This is a genomic window from Cellulomonas sp. 73-92, assembly GCF_001898175.1.
GTDB lineage: Bacteria > Actinomycetota > Actinomycetes > Actinomycetales > Cellulomonadaceae > Cellulomonas.
Window position 1 is genome coordinate 353,893 of record NZ_MKTH01000008.1, and the last position, 16,982, is coordinate 370,874.

At 69.0% G+C, this 16,982-nt stretch carries 22 protein-coding genes; all 22 read right to left on the reverse strand.

From position 1 onward, the window contains the following. Position 1: 1 nt before the first annotated feature. On the reverse strand, positions 2 to 541 hold the full coding sequence (rplF, locus tag BGO37_RS05140) for a 50S ribosomal protein L6 (protein ID WP_291752831.1): 540 nt from the start codon (positions 539 to 541) through the stop codon (positions 2 to 4). Positions 542 to 566: 25 nt separating this feature from the next. Beyond that, on the reverse strand, positions 567 to 965 hold the full coding sequence (gene rpsH, locus BGO37_RS05145) for a 30S ribosomal protein S8 (protein ID WP_291752833.1): 399 nt from the start codon (positions 963 to 965) through the stop codon (positions 567 to 569). A 77-nt stretch (positions 966 to 1,042) separates the two neighbouring features. After that, complete coding sequence (locus tag BGO37_RS05150) at positions 1,043 to 1,228, reverse strand: type Z 30S ribosomal protein S14 (protein WP_291752834.1); 186 nt, start codon at positions 1,226 to 1,228, stop codon at positions 1,043 to 1,045. A gap of 1 nt (position 1,229) precedes the next feature. Beyond that, entirely contained in the window at positions 1,230 to 1,802 is a 573-nt protein-coding gene (rplE, locus tag BGO37_RS05155) for a 50S ribosomal protein L5 (RefSeq protein WP_291752836.1), read from the reverse strand. Next, positions 1,802 to 2,149, reverse strand: coding sequence for a 50S ribosomal protein L24 (gene rplX, locus BGO37_RS05160; RefSeq protein WP_291752838.1), 348 nt, complete (start codon positions 2,147 to 2,149; stop codon positions 1,802 to 1,804). The genes rplE and rplX overlap by 1 nt, the downstream gene beginning before the upstream one ends. Before the next feature lie 2 nt (positions 2,150 to 2,151). Beyond that, positions 2,152 to 2,520, reverse strand: coding sequence for a 50S ribosomal protein L14 (gene rplN / locus BGO37_RS05165; RefSeq protein ID WP_013882866.1), 369 nt, complete (start codon positions 2,518 to 2,520; stop codon positions 2,152 to 2,154). 125 nt (positions 2,521 to 2,645) lie between these two features. After that, positions 2,646 to 2,936, reverse strand: coding sequence for a 30S ribosomal protein S17 (gene rpsQ, locus BGO37_RS05170; RefSeq protein ID WP_291752844.1), 291 nt, complete (start codon positions 2,934 to 2,936; stop codon positions 2,646 to 2,648). A 7-nt stretch (positions 2,937 to 2,943) separates the two neighbouring features. Next, positions 2,944 to 3,183: a 50S ribosomal protein L29 gene (gene rpmC, locus BGO37_RS05175; protein ID WP_291752845.1), complete on the reverse strand. Its 240-nt coding sequence runs from the start codon at positions 3,181 to 3,183 to the stop codon at positions 2,944 to 2,946. Beyond that, positions 3,183 to 3,602: a 50S ribosomal protein L16 gene (gene rplP, locus BGO37_RS05180; RefSeq protein WP_291752846.1), complete on the reverse strand. Its 420-nt coding sequence runs from the start codon at positions 3,600 to 3,602 to the stop codon at positions 3,183 to 3,185. The genes rpmC and rplP overlap by 1 nt, the downstream gene beginning before the upstream one ends. A 3-nt stretch (positions 3,603 to 3,605) precedes the next feature. Further along, positions 3,606 to 4,421, reverse strand: coding sequence for a 30S ribosomal protein S3 (gene rpsC, locus BGO37_RS05185; RefSeq protein WP_291752847.1), 816 nt, complete (start codon positions 4,419 to 4,421; stop codon positions 3,606 to 3,608). Next, positions 4,421 to 4,798 carry a 50S ribosomal protein L22 gene (rplV, locus tag BGO37_RS05190; protein WP_291752849.1) on the reverse strand — a complete coding sequence of 126 codons (378 nt, stop codon included), beginning with the start codon at positions 4,796 to 4,798 and terminating at the stop codon, positions 4,421 to 4,423. The genes rpsC and rplV overlap by 1 nt, the downstream gene beginning before the upstream one ends. A 34-nt stretch (positions 4,799 to 4,832) precedes the next feature. Next, positions 4,833 to 5,114, reverse strand: a complete 282-nt coding sequence (gene rpsS, locus BGO37_RS05195; RefSeq protein ID WP_291752850.1) for a 30S ribosomal protein S19 — start codon at positions 5,112 to 5,114, stop codon at positions 4,833 to 4,835. Between the two features lie 17 nt (positions 5,115 to 5,131). Beyond that, entirely contained in the window at positions 5,132 to 5,968 is an 837-nt protein-coding gene (gene rplB / locus BGO37_RS05200; RefSeq protein ID WP_291752851.1) for a 50S ribosomal protein L2, read from the reverse strand. A gap of 22 nt (positions 5,969 to 5,990) precedes the next feature. Beyond that, positions 5,991 to 6,293, reverse strand: coding sequence for a 50S ribosomal protein L23 (gene rplW, locus BGO37_RS05205; RefSeq protein ID WP_291752852.1), 303 nt, complete (start codon positions 6,291 to 6,293; stop codon positions 5,991 to 5,993). After that, positions 6,290 to 6,943, reverse strand: coding sequence for a 50S ribosomal protein L4 (gene rplD, locus BGO37_RS05210; protein WP_291752853.1), 654 nt, complete (start codon positions 6,941 to 6,943; stop codon positions 6,290 to 6,292). The genes rplW and rplD overlap by 4 nt, the downstream gene beginning before the upstream one ends. 5 nt (positions 6,944 to 6,948) lie before the next feature. After that, positions 6,949 to 7,608, reverse strand: coding sequence for a 50S ribosomal protein L3 (gene rplC / locus BGO37_RS05215; protein ID WP_291752854.1), 660 nt, complete (start codon positions 7,606 to 7,608; stop codon positions 6,949 to 6,951). A gap of 23 nt (positions 7,609 to 7,631) precedes the next feature. Continuing rightward, the gene (rpsJ, locus tag BGO37_RS05220; RefSeq protein WP_263729699.1) at positions 7,632 to 7,940 is read right to left on the reverse strand and encodes a 30S ribosomal protein S10; all 309 of its coding nucleotides are present in this window, start codon (positions 7,938 to 7,940) and stop codon (positions 7,632 to 7,634) included. A gap of 383 nt (positions 7,941 to 8,323) precedes the next feature. Beyond that, positions 8,324 to 9,517, reverse strand: a complete 1,194-nt coding sequence (gene tuf, locus BGO37_RS05225; RefSeq protein ID WP_291752856.1) for an elongation factor Tu — start codon at positions 9,515 to 9,517, stop codon at positions 8,324 to 8,326. A 117-nt stretch (positions 9,518 to 9,634) separates the two neighbouring features. Then, positions 9,635 to 11,737 (reverse strand): elongation factor G, encoded by a 2,103-nt coding sequence (gene fusA / locus BGO37_RS05230; protein WP_291752857.1) that lies wholly within the window; start codon positions 11,735 to 11,737, stop codon positions 9,635 to 9,637. 79 nt (positions 11,738 to 11,816) lie between these two features. Then, positions 11,817 to 12,287 carry a 30S ribosomal protein S7 gene (gene rpsG / locus BGO37_RS05235; RefSeq protein WP_291752859.1) on the reverse strand — a complete coding sequence of 157 codons (471 nt, stop codon included), beginning with the start codon at positions 12,285 to 12,287 and terminating at the stop codon, positions 11,817 to 11,819. Positions 12,288 to 12,292: 5 nt separating this feature from the next. Further along, on the reverse strand, positions 12,293 to 12,661 hold the full coding sequence (gene rpsL, locus BGO37_RS05240; RefSeq protein WP_263729703.1) for a 30S ribosomal protein S12: 369 nt from the start codon (positions 12,659 to 12,661) through the stop codon (positions 12,293 to 12,295). A gap of 381 nt (positions 12,662 to 13,042) precedes the next feature. Then, positions 13,043 to 16,912 carry a DNA-directed RNA polymerase subunit beta' gene (locus tag BGO37_RS05245; protein ID WP_291752861.1) on the reverse strand — a complete coding sequence of 1,290 codons (3,870 nt, stop codon included), beginning with the start codon at positions 16,910 to 16,912 and terminating at the stop codon, positions 13,043 to 13,045. Positions 16,913 to 16,982 lie beyond the last annotated feature (70 nt).

The window sequence follows — 16,982 nt, forward strand, 5'->3', positions numbered from 1 at the left end:
CTTACTTACCAGCCTTTCCGACCTTGCGACGCACGACCTCGCCCTGGTACTTCACGCCCTTGCCCTTGTACGGCTCGGGCTTGCGGATCTTGCGGATGTTCGCGGCGACCTCGCCCACCTGCTGCTTGTCGATGCCGGCGACGACGAAGCGCGTCGCGGTCTCGACCGTGAAGGTGATGCCCTCGGGGGGCTCGACCGTCACCGGGTGCGAGAAGCCCAGCGCGAACTCGAGGTTCGCGCCCTTGGCCTGCACGCGGTAACCGGTGCCGACGATCTCGAGCGTCTTGCTGTAGCCCTGCGTCACGCCCGTGACCAGGTTGGCCAGCAGCGTGCGGGTCAGGCCGTGCAGCGAGCGGGACAGGCGCTCGTCGTCGGGCCGGGTCACGACGAGCGAACCCGCCTCGTCGCGCGCGACCTGGATGGGGGTGGCGACCGTGTGGGTCAGGGTGCCCTTGGGCCCCTGCACCGTCACGACGTTGCCCTCGATGGTGACGTCCACGCCGGCCGGGACCGGGACGGGGATCCTGCCGATACGGCTCATGGCTGTTCTCCTTCCGTCCTCGGACTCACCAGACGTAGGCGAGGACTTCCCCACCCACGCCCTTCTTGGCTGCCTGCTTGTCGGTGAGCAGGCCGGAGGACGTGGACAGGATCGCCACGCCCAGGCCGCCGAGCACCTTCGGCAGGTTGGTCGACTTGGCGTACACGCGCAGGCCCGGCTTGGACACGCGCTTGACGCCGGCGAGCGCACGCTCGCGGTTCGGGCCGTACTTGAGGGTGACGACGAGGTTCTTGCCCACCTGGGCGTCCTCGACGATCCAGCCCGCGATGTAGCCCTCGGCCTGCAGGATCTCCGCGATGTGCGACTTCAGCTTCGAGAACGGGATCACGACCGTGTCGTGGTGGGCCGTGTTCGCGTTGCGCAGCCGCGTGAGGAAGTCTGCGATCGGGTCGGTCATGGTCATGGGGCGTCGCCCCTTTCTCGCCGGGGTATCCGAGCGGGCTCACGCCCGCAGCGGACCTACCGACGTCGTACGGATGCTTACCAGCTGCTCTTGGTGACGCCGGGGAGCTCGCCCCGGTGGGCCATCTCGCGCACGCAGATCCGGCACAGGCCGAACTTCTTGTACACGGAACGGGGACGCCCGCACCGCTGGCAGCGCGTGTACCCGCGCACGCCGAACTTCGGCGTCGCGTTCGCCTTGTTGACAAGGGCGGTCTTCGCCATGTCAGTTCTCCTTGAACGGGAAGCCGAGCGCGCGGAGGAAGGCCCGTGCCTCGTCGTCGGTCGTTGCCGTCGTGACGACGGTGATGTCCATGCCGCGCACGCGGTCGATCCGGTCCTGGTCGATCTCGTGGAACACGGACTGCTCGGTCAGGCCGAACGTGTAGTTCCCGTGGCCGTCGAACTGCTTGTCCGACAGGCCGCGGAAGTCGCGGATGCGCGGGAGGGCGATCGACAGCAGCCGGTCGAGGAACTCCCACGCGCGGTCGCCACGGAGCGTGACGTGCGCGCCGATCGGCATGCCCTCGCGCAGCTTGAACTGCGCGATGGACTTGCGGGCCTTGGTCACCATCGGCTTCTGGCCGGTGATGGCGGTCAGGTCGCGGACGGCGCCCTCGATGAGCTTGGAGTCCTTCGCGGCCTCGCCGACGCCCATGTTGACGACGACCTTGACCAGCTTGGCCACCTGGTTGACGTTCTCGTGGCCGAACTGCGCCAGGAGCGCCGGCTTGATCTCGTCCGCGTACTTCGTCTTGAGCCGCGGGGTGTCCGGGGTCTCGATGGTGGTCTGCGACATCAGATGTCCTTACCGGAGCGCTTGGCCACGCGGACCCGGACGGTCTTCAGCTTCCCGTCGCGCTCGATCTGCTCGGTGCGGTAGCCCACCCGGGTGCCCTTCTTGGTGTCCGGGTCGACGAGCATCACGTTGCTGATGTGGATGGGGGCCTCGACGATCTCGATGCCGCCCGTGCGGGTGCCGCGCTGCGTCGTGTTCATCTTGGTGTGCTTGGTCACCCGGTGGATGCCCTCGACGACGACGCGCTGCGACTCCGTGAGCACCTCGAGCACCCGGCCCTGCTTGCCGCGGTCGGCGCGGTTGCCGGAGATGACGACGACCAGGTCGCCCTTCTTGATCTTGGCCATGGTCAGAGCACCTCCGGGGCCAGCGAGATGATCTTCATGAACTTCTTGTCGCGCAGCTCGCGGCCCACCGGGCCGAAGATGCGCGTCCCACGGGGCTCCCCGTCGTTCTTGAGGATCACGGCGGCGTTCTCGTCGAACTTGATGTACGAGCCGTCGGGACGGCGGCGCTCCTTGCGGGTGCGCACGACGACGGCCTTCACGACGTCACCCTTCTTGACGTTGCCACCGGGGATCGCGTCCTTCACGGTGGCGACGATGACGTCGCCGATGCCGGCGTAGCGGCGACCCGAGCCACCGAGAACGCGGATGCAGAGGATCTCCTTGGCACCCGTGTTGTCGGCGACGCGCAGCCGCGTCTCCTGCTGGATCATTTCCTCACTCCTGTCGTCTGGCGGGTTCTCGGGTCACCGTCACCGGTGCCCGAGCCTGTCCGAACGTGTCGTTGCCGTGAAGCACACGGGGGCGAGACGCCCCCGCGGGCAACTTCAGACCGTGACTACTTGGCCTTCTCGAGGATCTCGACGACCCGCCACCGCTTGGTGGCGGACAGCGGCCGGGTCTCCATGATGAGCACGAGGTCGCCGATGCCCGCCGAGTTCGCCTCGTCGTGCGCCTTGACCTTGCTCGTACGCCGCATGACCTTGCCGTAGAGCGGGTGCTTGACCCGGTCCTCGACCTCGATCACGACGGTCTTGTCCATCTTGTCGCTGACGACGTAGCCGCGGCGCGTCTTGCGGTACGCGCGGTGCTCGGCCGTGGCCGTCGTCGACTCGTTCTTGGTGTTCAACGTCGCCTCACTCGCTCGGGCTCGGAGCAGTACGGATGCCGAGCTCGCGCTCGCGCAGGATCGTGTAGATCCGGGCGATGTCGCGCCGCACGGCCTGGAGCCGGCCGTGGCTCTCCAGCTGGCCGGTGGCCGACTGGAAGCGCAGGTTGAACAGCTCCTCCTTGGCCTTCTTCAGCTCGGCGACGAGACGCTCGTCGTCGAACGCGTCCAGCTCGCTCGGCGCCAGGCCCTGGGTTCCGATGGCCATCAGCTGGCACCTCCCTCACGCACCACGAAACGGGTCTTCATCGGGAGCTTGTGCTGCGCGCGGCGCATGGCCTCGCGCGCCAGGGGCTCCGGGACACCGGCCAGCTCGAAGAGCATGCGGCCGGGCTTGACGTTGGCGATCCACCACTCGGGTGAGCCCTTGCCGGAACCCATGCGGGTCTCGGCGGGCTTCTTCGTCAGCGGCCGGTCCGGGTAGATGTTGATCCAGACCTTGCCGCCACGCTTGATGTGGCGGGTCATCGCGATACGAGCGGCCTCGATCTGCCGGTTGGTGACGTAGGCGGGCTCGAGGGCCTGGATGCCGAAGTCGCCGAAGGAGATCGTGGTGCCGCCCTTGGCGGCACCGTGCCGGTCGGGGTGGTGCTGCTTGCGGTGCTTCAGCCTGCGCGGGATGAGCATGGCTCAGGCCTCCGTTCCGGTCTCGGTGGGGGCGTCGGCCGCCGCCTCGGCGGGGGCCTGCTCGCGCTCGGGCCGACGGCCACCGGTGCGGGGGCCCCGCTCCGGGCGGTCGCCGCGCTCGGGCCGCGGGCCGCGCGACGGCCGAGGAGCCTGCGTCGCCTGCTCGCGCGCGTACTCCTTCTCGGTGACGTCGCCCTTGTAGACCCACACCTTGACGCCGATGCGGCCGAAGGTGGTGCGGGCCTCGTGCAGGCCGTAGTCGATGTTGGCGCGCAGCGTGTGCAGCGGCACGCGACCCTCGCGGTAGAACTCCGTGCGGCTCATCTCCGCGCCGCCGAGGCGGCCCGAGACCTGCACGCGGATGCCCTTGGCGCCGGCGCGCTGCGCCGACTGGATGCCCTTGCGCATCGCGCGGCGGAACGAGACACGGCTCGCCAGCTGCTCCGCGATGCCCTGGGCGACCAGCTGCGCCTCGAGCTCGGCGTTCTTCACCTCGAGGATGTTGAGCTGCACCTGCTTGCCGGTGAGCTTCTCGAGCTCACCGCGGATGCGGTCGGCCTCCGCGCCGCGACGCCCGATGACGATGCCCGGGCGGGCGGTGTGGATGTCGACGCGCACGCGGTCGCGGGTGCGCTCGATCTCGACCTTGGCGATGCCGGCGCGCTCCAGACCCGTGCTCATGAGCTTGCGGATCTGCACGTCCTCGCGGACGTAGTCGCGGTACCGCTGACCGGCCTTGGTCGAGTCGGCGAACCACCGCGAACGGTGGTCGGTGGTGATGCCCAGGCGGTACCCGAGCGGGTTGACCTTCTGGCCCACTAGCGGGTCCCTCCCTTGCTGGCGGCCTTCTCGGGGACCGAGACGACCACGGTGATGTGGCTCGTGCGCTTGAGGATCCGGCCGGCACGGCCCTGCGCCCGCGGCCGGAACCGCTTGAGCGTGGGGCCCTCGTCGACGTAGATCTCCGAGACGACCAGGTCCGCCTCGTCGAGGCGCTCGCTGTTGCGGCGCGCGCCCTCGACGGCGTTCGCGATCGCGGACTGCAGCGTCTTGCGCACCGGCTCGGCCGCGGCCTGCGGGGCGAACCGCAGCGTGTTGACGGCCTCGCCGGCGTTCTTGCCACGGACGAGGTCCACGACGCGGCGTGCCTTCAGGGGCGTGACGCGGACGAACCGCGCCTTCGCCATGGCTTCCATCGTTGTCTCCTTCTGCCGGATGGGCGTCGCCGCGTCAGCGGCGGCGGCCCTTCCGGTCGTCCTTCTCGTGGCCGCGGAACGTCCGCGTCGGGGCGAACTCGCCGAGCTTGTGGCCGACCATCGACTCGGTGACGAACACCGGGGCGTGCTTGCGGCCGTCGTGGACGGCGAACGTGTGGCCGAGGAAGTCCGGCGTGATGACCGAACGGCGCGACCACGTCTTGATGACGTTCTTCGTGCCGGCCGCGTTCTGGACGTCCACCTTCTTCTGAAGGTGGCCGTCGACGAAGGGGCCCTTCTTGAGGCTGCGAGGCATGTGCTCCTGCTCTCCTGTCAGCGCTTCTTGCCGGTGCGCCGACGGCGCACGATGAGCTTGTCGCTCGGCTTGTTCGGACGCCGGGTGCGGCCCTCGGGCTGACCCCACGGGCTGACCGGGTGACGGCCACCGGAGGTCTTGCCCTCGCCACCACCGTGCGGGTGGTCGATCGGGTTCATCGCGACGCCGCGGACGGTCGGGCGGACGCCCTTCCAGCGCGAGCGCCCCGCCTTGCCCAGGCTGATGTTGGCCTGCTCGGCGTTGCCCACCTCGCCGACCGTCGCGCGGCAGCGCAGGTCGACGTTGCGGATCTCGCCGGACGGCATGCGGAGCTGGGCGTACGGCCCGTCCTTCGCGACCAGCTGCACGGAGGCACCGGCCGAGCGGGCGATCTTCGCACCGCCGCCGGGCCGCAGCTCGATGGCGTGGATGACCGTACCGGTCGGGATGTTGCGCAGCGGCAGGTTGTTGCCGGGCTTGATGTCCGCCGTGGGACCCGACTCGACGCGGTCGCCCTGGTTCAGCCGGTTCGGCGCGAGGATGTAGCGCTTCTCGCCGTCGGCGTAGTGCAGGAGCGCGATGCGCGCCGTGCGGTTCGGGTCGTACTCGATGTGCGCGACCTTGGCCGGCACGCCGTCCTTGTCGTTGCGGCGGAAGTCGATCACCCGGTAGGCGCGCTTGTGACCGCCGCCGTGGTGGCGGGTGGTCACGCGGCCGGACGAGTTGCGACCGCCGGACTTGGACAGCGGGCGGACGAGCGCCTTCTCCGGCTCCGACCGAGTCAGCTCGGCGAAGTCGGCGACGGAGCCACCGCGGCGACCCGGGGTCGTCGGCTTGTACTTACGGATAGCCATGTCAGATGTCCTTCCGGGCCGCTCAGCCGACCGGTCCGCCGAAGATGTCGATCGAGCCCTCGCGGAGGGTGACGATCGCACGCTTCGTGGCCTTGCGACGGCCGATGCCGAACCGGGTCCGGCGAGCCTTGCCCTGACGGTTCGCGGTGTTGACCGAGTCGACCTTCACGCCGAACACCTGCTCGACCGCGATCTTGATCTCGGTCTTGTTGGCGCGCGGGTCGACGAGGAACGTGTACTTGCCCTCGTCGAGGAGGCCGTAGCTCTTCTCGGAGACGACGGGCGCGATGAGGATGTCGCGCGGGTCCTTGCCGACGGTGGTCACTTCGTCTCCTCCTTGGCCTTGCGCCCGGCGAGGAAGGCGTCCAGGGCACCCTGGGTGAACACCACGTCGTCGCTCACGAGCACGTCGTAGGTGTTGAGCTGGTCGGCGACGAGCAGGTGGACCCGCTCGACGTTGCGCAGCGACTTCCACGTGACCTCGTCGTCCCGCTCGACGACGACGAGCACGCTGCGGCGGCCGGACAGGTTGTCCAGCACCTTGACGGCTGCCTTCGTCGACGGCGCGACGCCGGCGGCGAAGCCGGTGACGACGTGCACGCGGCCGGCACGGGCGCGGTCCGAGAGGGCACCGCGGAGCGCCGCGGCCTTCATCTTCTTCGGGGTCCGCTGGCTGTAGTCGCGCGGCTGCGGGCCGTGGACGGTGCCACCGCCGGCGAACTGCGGGGCGCGGGTCGAGCCCTGACGGGCGCGGCCGGTGCCCTTCTGCTTGTACGGCTTCCTGCCGCCGCCGCTGACCTCACCACGGGTCTTCGCGTCGTGCGTGCCCTGCCGCGCGGCGGCGAGCTGGGCGACGACGACCTGGTGGATCAGGGGGACGTTCGTCTGCACGTCGAAGACCTCGCCGGGGAGCTCGGCCTGGCCGGCCTTCTCCCCCTTGCTGTCCAGGACGTCGACGGTGAGCGTGTCACTCATGGTGGTCACGCACCCTTCGAGGCGGTCTTGACGACGACGACGCCACCCTTGGGGCCCGGGACGGCGCCCTTGACGAGCAGCAGGCCCTTCTCGGCGTCGATCGCGTGCACGGTCAGGTTCTGGGTGGTCTGCCGCTCGTTGCCCATGCGGCCGGCCATGCGGACACCCTTGAGCACACGGCTCGGGGTGGCGCACGCGCCGATGGACCCGGGCTTGCGGTGGTTGCGGTGCGAACCGTGCGAGGCGGAGACACCCTTGAACCCGTGGCGCTTCATGACGCCCGCGAAGCCCTTGCCCTTGGTGGTGCCGGAGACGTCGATCGACTGCCCGGCTCCGAACACCTCGACGGTGATCTCCTGGCCGGGCGTGTAGTCGGTGGCGTTCGGCGTGCGGATCTCGGCCACGTGCCGGCGCGGGGTGACCCCGGCCTTCTCGAAGTGGCCCTTGAGCGGCTTGTTCACCTTGCGGGGGTCGATCTGGCCGTAGGCCAGCTGAACCGCGGCGTAGCCGTCAACCTCGGCGGAGCGGACCTGCGTCACGACGTTCGTCCCCACGCCGACGACCGTGACGGGGACGAGGCGACCGGCCTCGTCCCACACCTGGGTCATGCCGAGCTTGGTGCCGAGCAGCGCCGTGACGGGGCGCGCAGTCTGCTGGGTTGCCATGTGAGTGCGTCCTTCCCAGCGAATCAGAGCTTGATCTCGATGTTCACGTCCGCGGGAAGGTCGAGACGCATGAGCGAGTCGACCGCCTTCGGCGTGGGATCGATGATGTCGATCAGCCGCTTGTGCGTGCGCATCTCGAAGTGCTCGCGGCTGTCCTTGTACTTGTGGGGCGACCGGATGACGCAGAAGACGTTCTTCTCCGTCGGCAACGGCACCGGGCCCACGACCTGCGCACCCGCGCGGGTCACCGTGTCGACGATCTTGCGCGCCGAGCTGTCGATGACCTCGTGGTCGTAGGACTTGAGCCGGATGCGGATCTTCTGTCCCGCCATGGCGTCGTCTACTTCTCTCTGTCGTTCGAACCGGTCCGTCCGACCCCCGCACTCGGGCGTGTCGCTCTGCGCGACACACCGTTGGCGGCGTACCTTCCGGTACCGGGTCGGTGGTTGCGGTCGAGCCCGTCACCTCCGGGTGACCCCGGGGCAGGTGAGCTCTCCACGTCTTCGCCCAGCCGAGGCGAGGCGCGCGAACGCACCACACCCGAGCGGGCAACCCGGCAAGTGTGCCAGACGAGGTCGGAGAAAGCCAATCCGCTCCGCGGGCGGCCGACGAGCCCACCGGCGGTGCCGGAACGGACCGGGACCGCAGACGAAAGGGCCCGGGCGCCGTGGCGCCCGGGCCCTCCCGGTGGGTCAGCAGCCCCGAAGGGCCCGGCTCACTTGATGATCTTGATGACGCGGCCCGAGCCGACGGTGCGGCCACCCTCGCGGATGGCGAAGCCGAGGCCCTCCTCCATGGCGATGGGCTGGATCAGCTCGACGTGGATCTCGGTGTTGTCGCCGGGCATGACCATCTCGGTGCCCTCGGGCAGCGTGATGACGCCGGTGACGTCCGTGGTCCGGAAGTAGAACTGCGGGCGGTAGTTCGAGTAGAAGGGGTTGTGACGCCCACCCTCGTCCTTGCCCAGGATGTAGACCTGGCCCTCGAACACCGTGTGCGGCGTGATCGAGCCCGGCTTCACGACGACCTGGCCGCGCTCGACCTCCTCGCGCTTCGTGCCGCGGAGCAGGAGGCCCGTGTTGTCGCCGGCCTCGGCGTAGTCGAGCGTCTTGCGGAACATCTCGACACCGGTGACGGTGGTCTTGATCGACTTCTCCTTGATGCCGACGATCTCGACCTCCTCGTTCACCTTGAGGCGGCCACGCTCGACACGGCCGGTCACGACGGTGCCGCGGCCGGTGATGGTGAAGACGTCCTCGATCGGCATGAGGAACGGCTTGTCGATGTCGCGCACCGGGTCCGGCACGTTCTCGTCGACGGCGTCGAGGAGGGCCTCGACGGTCTTGACCCACTCCGGGTCGCCCTCGAGCGCCTTGAGCGCCGAGACGCGGATCACCGGGACGTCGTCGCCCGGGAAGCCCTGCGCGGAGAGGAGCTCGCGCACCTCGACCTCGACGAGCTCCAGGATCTCCTCGTCGTCCACCATGTCGGCCTTGTTGAGGGCGACGAGCAGGTAGGGGACGCCGACCTGACGGGCGAGCAGGACGTGCTCACGCGTCTGGGCCATCGGGCCGTCGGTGGCGGCGACCACGAGGATCGCGCCGTCCATCTGGGCCGCGCCGGTGATCATGTTCTTGATGTAGTCGGCGTGACCGGGAGCGTCGACGTGCGCGTAGTGGCGCTTGTCGGTCTGGTACTCGACGTGCGCGATGTTGATCGTGATACCGCGCTGCTTCTCCTCGGGCGCCTTGTCGATCTCGTCGAACGGCGTGAAGGGGTTGAGGTCGGGGTGCTTGTCGTGCAGCACCTTCGAGATCGCGGCGGTCAGCGTCGTCTTGCCGTGGTCGACGTGACCGATGGTCCCGATGTTGACGTGCGGCTTCGTCCGCTCGAACTTCGCCTTGCCCACTGTGAGTCCTCCTCAGGACTTGCTAGAGAGTGCCCCTGGTCGCCGGCCTAGCGTAGACGACGACCGGGTTGTCCTCCGGATCGGATTTTTGTGTTGCTGGAATGGACCGGAGGAGGACTACTCGCCCCGGGTCTTCTTGATGATCTCGTCCGCCACGTTGCGAGGGACCTCGGCGTAGCTGTCGAACTGCATGGAGTACACCGCACGGCCCTGCGTCTTGCTCCGCAGGTCACCGACGTACCCGAACATCTCCGAGAGCGGCACGTGAGCCCGGACCACCTTGACGCCGGTGGCGTCCTCCATGGACTGGATCATGCCGCGTCGGGAGTTGAGGTCGCCGATGACGTCGCCCATGTACTCCTCGGGCGTGCGCACCTCGACGGCCATGATCGGCTCGAGGAGCGCGGGGTCGGCCTTGCGGGCCGCCTCCTTGAACGCCATGGACCCGGCGATCTTGAACGCCATCTCGGACGAGTCGACCTCGTGGTACGCGCCGTCGATGAGGCTCGCCTTGATGCCCACCATGGGGAACCCGGCGAGGATGCCCTGCTGCATCGCGTTCTGGATGCCCTGGTCGACGCTCGGGATGTACTCGCGCGGCACACGCCCACCGGTCACGGCGTTGGAGAACTCGTAGAGCGCTCCGTCCTCGGACTCCAGCGGCTCGATGGTGATCTGGACCTTCGCGTACTGGCCCGACCCACCGGTCTGCTTCTTGTGCGTGTAGTCGTACTTGTCCACCTTGCGGCGGATGGTCTCCCGGTACGCGACCTGCGGCTTGCCGACGTTCGCCTCGACCTTGAACTCGCGACGCATGCGGTCGACGAGGATGTCGAGGTGGAGCTCGCCCATGCCGCCGATGACCGTCTGACCAGTCTCCTCGTCCAGGCGGACGCGGAAGGTCGGGTCCTCCTCGGCGAGCTTCTGGATGGCGGTCGACAGCTTCTCCTGGTCGGCCTTCGTCTTCGGCTCGATCGCCACGTCGATGACGGGCTCGGGGAAGGTCATCGACTCCAGGACCACCGGCGCGCCCGGGTCGCACAGGGTGTCACCGGTGGTGACGTCCTTGAGCCCGATGAACGCGTAGATGTGCCCGGCCTGGGCCTCGTCGACGGGGTTCTCCTTGTTGGCGTGCATCTGGAAGAGCTTCCCGATGCGCTCCTTCTTCTGCTTCGTCGAGTTGAACACCTGTGCGCCGGTCGCCACCTTGCCGGAGTAGACCCGGACGTAGGTGAGCTTGCCGAAGAACGGGTGGGCCGCGACCTTGAACGCCAGGGCCGAGAACGGCTCCGAGGCGTCCGCGTGGCGCTCGACGACGACCGCGGCGTCCTTGACGTCGTGGCCGGCGATCGACGGCACGTCGAGCGGCGACGGCAGGTAGTCGACGACGGCGTCGAGCATGGGCTGCACGCCCTTGTTCTTGAACGCCGAGCCGCAGAGCACCGGGTAGGCCTCCGACGAGATCGTCAGCTTGCGGATGCCCGCCTTGATCTCGGCGACCGTCAGCTCCTCGCCGCCGAGGTACTTCTCGAGCAGCTCCTCGTCGGTCTCGGCGACAGCCTCGATGAGCTCGGCGCGGTACTTCGCGGCCAGCTCGACCATGTCGGCCGGGACGTCCTCGGTCTCGTAGTGCTCGCCCAGGGCGGTCTCGCCGCGCCAGACGAGCGCACGGTTCTCGACGAGGTCGACGACGCCGACGAACGCGTGCTCCGAGCCGATCGGCAGCTGGATGACCAGCGGCCGCGCCTTGAGCCGGTCCACGATCGTCTTCACCGTGAAGTAGAAGTCGGCGCCCAGCTTGTCCATCTTGTTGACGAAGCAGATGCGCGGCACGTCGTACTTGTCGGCCTGGCGCCAGACCGTCTCGGACTGGGGCTCCACGCCCTCCTTGCCGTCGAAGACGGCCACCGCGCCGTCGAGCACGCGCAGCGAGCGCTCCACCTCGACGGTGAAGTCGACGTGGCCGGGCGTGTCGATGATGTTGATCTGGTTGTTCTTCCAGAAGCAGGTCGTCGCCGCGGACGTGATGGTGATGCCGCGCTCCTGCTCCTGCTCCATCCAGTCCATCGTGGCCGCGCCCTCGTGGACCTCACCGATCTTGTAGTTGATCCCGGTGTAGTACAGGATCCGCTCGGTGGTCGTCGTCTTGCCGGCATCGATGTGCGCCATGATGCCGATGTTGCGGACCCTGGTCAGGTCCGTGAGCACGTCAAGTGCCACAGGTGTACGCCCCTTGTCGGTCTAGCGTCGGTGCCCGCGGCCCGCCCCGAGCAGGGGCGGGCCGGCGGACGGTCCCGGACTACCAGCGGTAGTGCGCGAAGGCCCGGTTGGACTCGGCCATCTTGTGCATGTCCTCGCGGCGCTTGACCGCCGCCCCCAGGCCGTTGGAGGCATCGAGGATCTCGTTCATGAGCCGCTCGGTCATCGTCTTCTCGCGACGGGCGCGGGAGAAGTCGGTCAGCCAGCGCAGCGCGAGGGTCGTGGCGCGCACGGGGCGCACCTCGACCGGCACCTGGTAGGTCGCCCCGCCGACGCGGCGGGAGCGGACCTCGAGCGCGGGGCGCACGTTGTCCAGGGCGCGCTTGAGCACGACGACCGGGTCCTGCTGCGTCTTGTCGCGGACGCCCTCGAGGGCGCCGTAGACGATCGACTCGGCGACGGTCTTCTTGCCGTCGAGCAGCACCTTGTTGATGAGCTGCGTGACGACGGGCGACCCGTAGACCGGGTCGGAGACGAGCGGACGGCGGGGGGCCGGACCCTTGCGAGGCATGTGTCTCAGCCCTTCTTCGCGCCGTAGCGGGAACGTGCCTGCTTGCGGTTCTTCACGCCCTGCGTGTCGAGCGCGCCGCGCACGATCTTGTAGCGGACACCCGGCAGGTCCTTCACGCGGCCGCCGCGCACGAGCACGATCGAGTGCTCCTGCAGGTTGTGGCCGACGCCGGGGATGTAGGCGGTGACCTCCACCTGGCTGGAGAGCCGAACGCGCGCGACCTTGCGCAGCGCCGAGTTCGGCTTCTTCGGGGTGGTGGTGTAGACGCGGGTGCACACCCCGCGACGCTGGGGCGAACCCTTGAGGGCAGGCGTCTTCGACTTGTTCGTCTTCGCCTGCCGGCCCTTGCGGACCAGCTGCTGGATCGTAGGCACGGACTCTCCGAGTCACTCGGTGTTCTCTGGTCGACCGGCACCCGTCACCTAGGACGGCCGGCTGGTTCCCGGCTCGCCGCTCGTCGCGCGGCTACCCCGGAGGTCGTGCGTCCCGCACCGACCCCCGCGCCCGGGCGTGTCGCCCCGGTCCTCCGCGGCGCGGACCAGGACGTCATCCCGGTCGGTCCGTGGTGGTGGGGAGTCCACCCGCTGGTGCTGCCCGGATCCGTGAGGATCCGACGTGCACGCACGCACAAGGGCCCGACGACGCGGGCACGGTGTCCGAGCATACAGCACCGCCCGGACGGGCCCAAAGCGAGGACCGGACCAACGGGCGAGGGCCCGCCCCGGCGCACCGGGACGGGCCCTCGCCCGCGTCGATCAGCGGAAGTCGCCGAAGTCGATGTCCTCGAGCGGGATCGCCTCGCCGGTGCCCAGGCCGAGCGTCGGGAAGTCGATCTCGTCGTACCCGAACGCCGGGTACAGCTCGGCCTTCGCCTCCTCGGTGGGCTCCACCTCGATGTCCCGGTAGCGGGCCAGGCCCGTGCCGGCGGGGATGAGCTTGCCGAGGATGACGTTCTCCTTGAGGCCGAGCAGCGGGTCGGACCGGCTCGACATGGCGGCCTCGGTGAGCACCTTGGTCGTCTCCTGGAAGGACGCCGCCGACAGCCACGAGTCCGTGGCCAGCGACGCCTTGGTGATGCCCATGAGCTCCGGCCGGCCGGACGCCGGCTGGCCGCCCTCGGACACCGCCTTGCGGTTCGCGTCCTCGAACTTGCCGCGCTCGCACAGCTCGCCCGGCAGCAGGTCGGTGTCGCCGGAGTCGAGCACGGTCACGCGCCGCAGCATCTGCCGGACGATGACCTCGATGTGCTTGTCGTGGATGTCCACGCCCTGGCTGCGGTAGACCTCCTGCACCTCGTCGACCAGGTGCTTCTGCGTGGCCCGGGGGCCGAGGATGCGCAGCACCTTCTTGGGGTCGACGGCGCCCTGCACCAGCTGGGTGCCGACGGCGACGTGGTCGCCGTCCGCCACGAGCAGGCGGGAGCGCTTGGTGATCGGGTAGGCGATCTCGTCGGAGCCGTCGTCGGGCGTGAGGACGATCCGCCGGATGCGGTCGCCCTCCTCGATCCCGACCCGCCCGGAGTACTCCGCGATGGGCGCCTCACCCTTGGGGGTGCGGGCCTCGAAGAGCTCCTGGACACGCGGCAGACCCTGCGTGATGTCCTCCGCCGAGGCGACGCCGCCGGTGTGGAACGTACGCATCGTCAGCTGCGTGCCGGGCTCGCCGATCGACTGGGCGGCGATGATGCCGACCGCCTCGCCGATGTCGACGAGCTTGCCGGTGGCCAGCGAGCGGCCGTAGCACTTGGCGCACGTGCCGACGCGCGACTCGCAGGTGAGCACGGAGCGGACCTTGAGCTCGGTGACGCCCGCCGCGATGAGGCGGTCGAGCAGCACGTCGCCCACGTCCTCGCCCGCGTGCCCGATGACCTCGCCGTCGATGTCGATGTCGCTGGCCAGCGTGCGGGAGAAGACGCTGGTCTCCACCTTGTCGTGCCGGCGCAGGCCGCCCTCGCCGTCCGGGACGGCGATGGTCATCGGCAGGCCGCGCTCGGTGCCGCAGTCCTCCTCGCGGACGATGACGTCCTGCGACACGTCGACCAGACGCCGGGTGAGGTACCCGGAGTCGGCCGTGCGCAGGGCGGTGTCCGCCAGGCCCTTGCGGGCGCCGTGCGTCGCGATGAAGTACTCCAGCACGGACAGGCCCTCGCGGTAGTTCGCCTTGATAGGCCGCGGGATGATCTCGCCCTTCGGGTTGGCGACGAGGCCACGCATGCCCGCGATCTGGCGGACCTGCATCCAGTTGCCTCGCGCGCCCGAGCCGACCATCCGGTTGACGGTGTTGCGCTTCGGGAAGTTCTTCTGCATCGCCTTGGCGACGTCGTCCGTCGCCTCGGTCCAGATGCGGATGAGCTCCTGGCGGCGCTCGTCGTCCGTGATGAGGCCCTTGTCGTACTGGCCCTGGACACGGGCGGCCTTCGCCTCGGCCTGCTCGAGGATCGCCTTCTTCTCGGCCGGCGTCGCGACGTCGGAGATGGCGATCGTCACGCCCGAGCGGGTGGCCCAGCGGAAGCCGGCCTCCTTGAGCGCGTCGAGGCTGGCCGCGACCTCCACCTTCGGGTACCGCTCGGCGAGGTCGTTGACGATGACCGAGAGCCGCTTCTTGTCGACGACGCCGTTCTCGTACGGGTAGTCGACCGGCAGCAGCTCGTTGAAGAGCGCCCGGCCGAGGGTCGTGGAGAAGGAGTGGGTCTTGCCCTCCTCCCAGCCCTCGGGCTGCGTGCCCTCCGCGAAGACGAGGTCGTCCATGCGGATCGTCACGACGGCGTTGAGGTCGAGCGTGCCCTGGTCGAAGGCCATGATCGCCTCGGCCACGGAGCTGAACGCCCGGCCCTCGCCGACGGCACCCTCACGGTCGCTCGTCAGGTGGAACAGGCCGATGATCATGTCCTGGGTCGGCATGGTCACCGGACGGCCGTCCGACGGCTTGAGGATGTTGTTGCTCGACAGCATGAGGATGCGGGCCTCGGCCTGCGCTTCGGCGCTCAGCGGCAGGTGGACGGCCATCTGGTCGCCGTCGAAGTCGGCGTTGAACGCGCCGCAGACGAGCGGGTGCAGGTGGATCGCCTTGCCCTCGACGAGCTGGGGCTCGAACGCCTGGATGCCGAGGCGGTGCAGCGTCGGCGCGCGGTTCAGGAGGACCGGGTGCTCGGTGATGACCTCCTCGAGCACGTCCCAGACGACCGGGCGGGCCCGCTCGACCATCCGCTTGGCGCTCTTGATGTTCTGCGCGTGGCCGAGGTCGACGAGCCGCTTCATGACGAAGGGCTTGAAGAGCTCGAGGGCCATCTGCTTCGGCAGGCCGCACTGGTGGAGCTTGAGCTGCGGGCCGACGACGATGACCGAGCGGCCCGAGTAGTCGACGCGCTTGCCGAGCAGGTTCTGGCGGAACCGGCCCTGCTTGCCCTTGAGCATGTCGGAGATCGACTTCAGCGGCCGGTTGCCCGGGCCGGTGACCGGGCGCCCGCGGCGGCCGTTGTCGAACAGCGAGTCGACGGCCTCCTGGAGCATCCGCTTCTCGTTGTTGACGATGATCTCCGGCGCGCCGAGGTCGAGCAGCCGCTTGAGGCGGTTGTTCCGGTTGATGACGCGGCGGTACAGGTCGTTGAGGTCGGACGTGGCGAACCGGCCACCGTCGAGCTGGACCATCGGGCGCAGGTCCGGCGGGATGACCGGGACCGCGTCGAGGACCATGCCGGTCGGCGAGTTGTTCGTCGTGAGGAACGCGTTGACGACCTTGAGCCGCTTGAGCGCCCGGGTCTTGCGCTGGCCCTTGCCGGTACGGATGATCTCGCGCAGCGACTCGGCCTCGGCGTCCAGGTCGAACGCCTCCAGGCGCTTCTTGATCGCGCCGGCGCCCATGGAGCCCTCGAAGTAGTTGCCGTACCGGTCGGACAGCTGGCGGTACAGCATCTCGTCGCCCTCGAGGTCGCTGACCTTGAGGTTCTTGAACCGGTCCCAGACCGCGTCGAGGCGCTCGATGTCCTGGTCCGCGCGCTTGCGCAGGGCACCCATCTCGCGCTCGGCCGAGTCGCGCACCTTGCGGCGCTGGTCGGCCTTGGCGCCCTCGGACTCCAGCTCGGCGAGGTCCTGCTCGAGCTTGACGGCGCGGGCGTTGATGTCGTTGTCGCGGCGGTCCGCGATCTCCTTCTTCTCCAGGTCGATCTCGTTCTGGAGGTTGGGGAGGTCCTCGGCGCGGCCCTCCTCGTCGACCCACGTGATCATGTAGGCCGCGAAGTAGATGACCTTCTCCAGGTCCTTCGGGGCCAGGTCGAGCAGGTAGCCCAGACGCGAGGGGACGCCCTTGAAGAACCAGATGTGGGTCACGGGGGCGGCGAGCTCGATGTGGCCCATCCGCTCACGGCGCACCTTCGAGCGCGTCACCTCGACGCCGCAGCGCTCGCAGATGATGCCCTTGAAGCGGACGCGCTTGTACTTGCCGCAGTAGCACTCCCAGTCCCGGGTGGGACCGAAGATCTTCTCGCAGAAGAGCCCATCCTTCTCCGGCTTGAGGGTCCGGTAGTTGATGGTCTCGGGCTTCTTGACCTCGCCGTGCGACCAGGCACGGATGTCGTCGGCCGTGGCCAGGCCGATGCGCAGCAGGTCGAAAGCGTTGACGTCGAGCAAGGGGTCCTACTTCCCTTCGGTGCCGCGAACAGGCGGCGGGACGGTTTCGAGCAGGGGTGCGGGCCGGGAC

Excerpts from the sequence above, each read along its gene's own strand:
- rplF (WP_291752831.1), bottom strand. The coding sequence starts at position 541 with ATGAGCCGTATCGGCAGGATCCCCGTCCCGGTCCCGGCCGGCGTGGAC.
- rpsH (WP_291752833.1), bottom strand. The coding sequence starts at position 965 with ATGACCATGACCGACCCGATCGCAGACTTCCTCACGCGGCTGCGCAAC.
- BGO37_RS05150 (WP_291752834.1), bottom strand. The coding sequence starts at position 1,228 with ATGGCGAAGACCGCCCTTGTCAACAAGGCGAACGCGACGCCGAAGTTC.
- rplE (WP_291752836.1), bottom strand. The coding sequence starts at position 1,802 with ATGTCGCAGACCACCATCGAGACCCCGGACACCCCGCGGCTCAAGACG.
- rplX (WP_291752838.1), bottom strand. The coding sequence starts at position 2,149 with ATGGCCAAGATCAAGAAGGGCGACCTGGTCGTCGTCATCTCCGGCAAC.
- rplN (WP_013882866.1), bottom strand. The coding sequence starts at position 2,520 with ATGATCCAGCAGGAGACGCGGCTGCGCGTCGCCGACAACACGGGTGCC.
- rpmC (WP_291752845.1), bottom strand. The coding sequence starts at position 3,183 with ATGGCCATCGGAACCCAGGGCCTGGCGCCGAGCGAGCTGGACGCGTTC.
- rplP (WP_291752846.1), bottom strand. The coding sequence starts at position 3,602 with ATGCTCATCCCGCGCAGGCTGAAGCACCGCAAGCAGCACCACCCCGAC.
- rplV (WP_291752849.1), bottom strand. The coding sequence starts at position 4,798 with ATGGAAGCCATGGCGAAGGCGCGGTTCGTCCGCGTCACGCCCCTGAAG.
- rpsS (WP_291752850.1), bottom strand. The coding sequence starts at position 5,114 with ATGCCTCGCAGCCTCAAGAAGGGCCCCTTCGTCGACGGCCACCTTCAG.
- rplB (WP_291752851.1), bottom strand. The coding sequence starts at position 5,968 with ATGGCTATCCGTAAGTACAAGCCGACGACCCCGGGTCGCCGCGGTGGC.
- rplD (WP_291752853.1), bottom strand. The coding sequence starts at position 6,943 with ATGAGTGACACGCTCACCGTCGACGTCCTGGACAGCAAGGGGGAGAAG.
- rplC (WP_291752854.1), bottom strand. The coding sequence starts at position 7,608 with ATGGCAACCCAGCAGACTGCGCGCCCCGTCACGGCGCTGCTCGGCACC.
- rpsJ (WP_263729699.1), bottom strand. The coding sequence starts at position 7,940 with ATGGCGGGACAGAAGATCCGCATCCGGCTCAAGTCCTACGACCACGAG.
- rpsG (WP_291752859.1), bottom strand. The coding sequence starts at position 12,287 with ATGCCTCGCAAGGGTCCGGCCCCCCGCCGTCCGCTCGTCTCCGACCCG.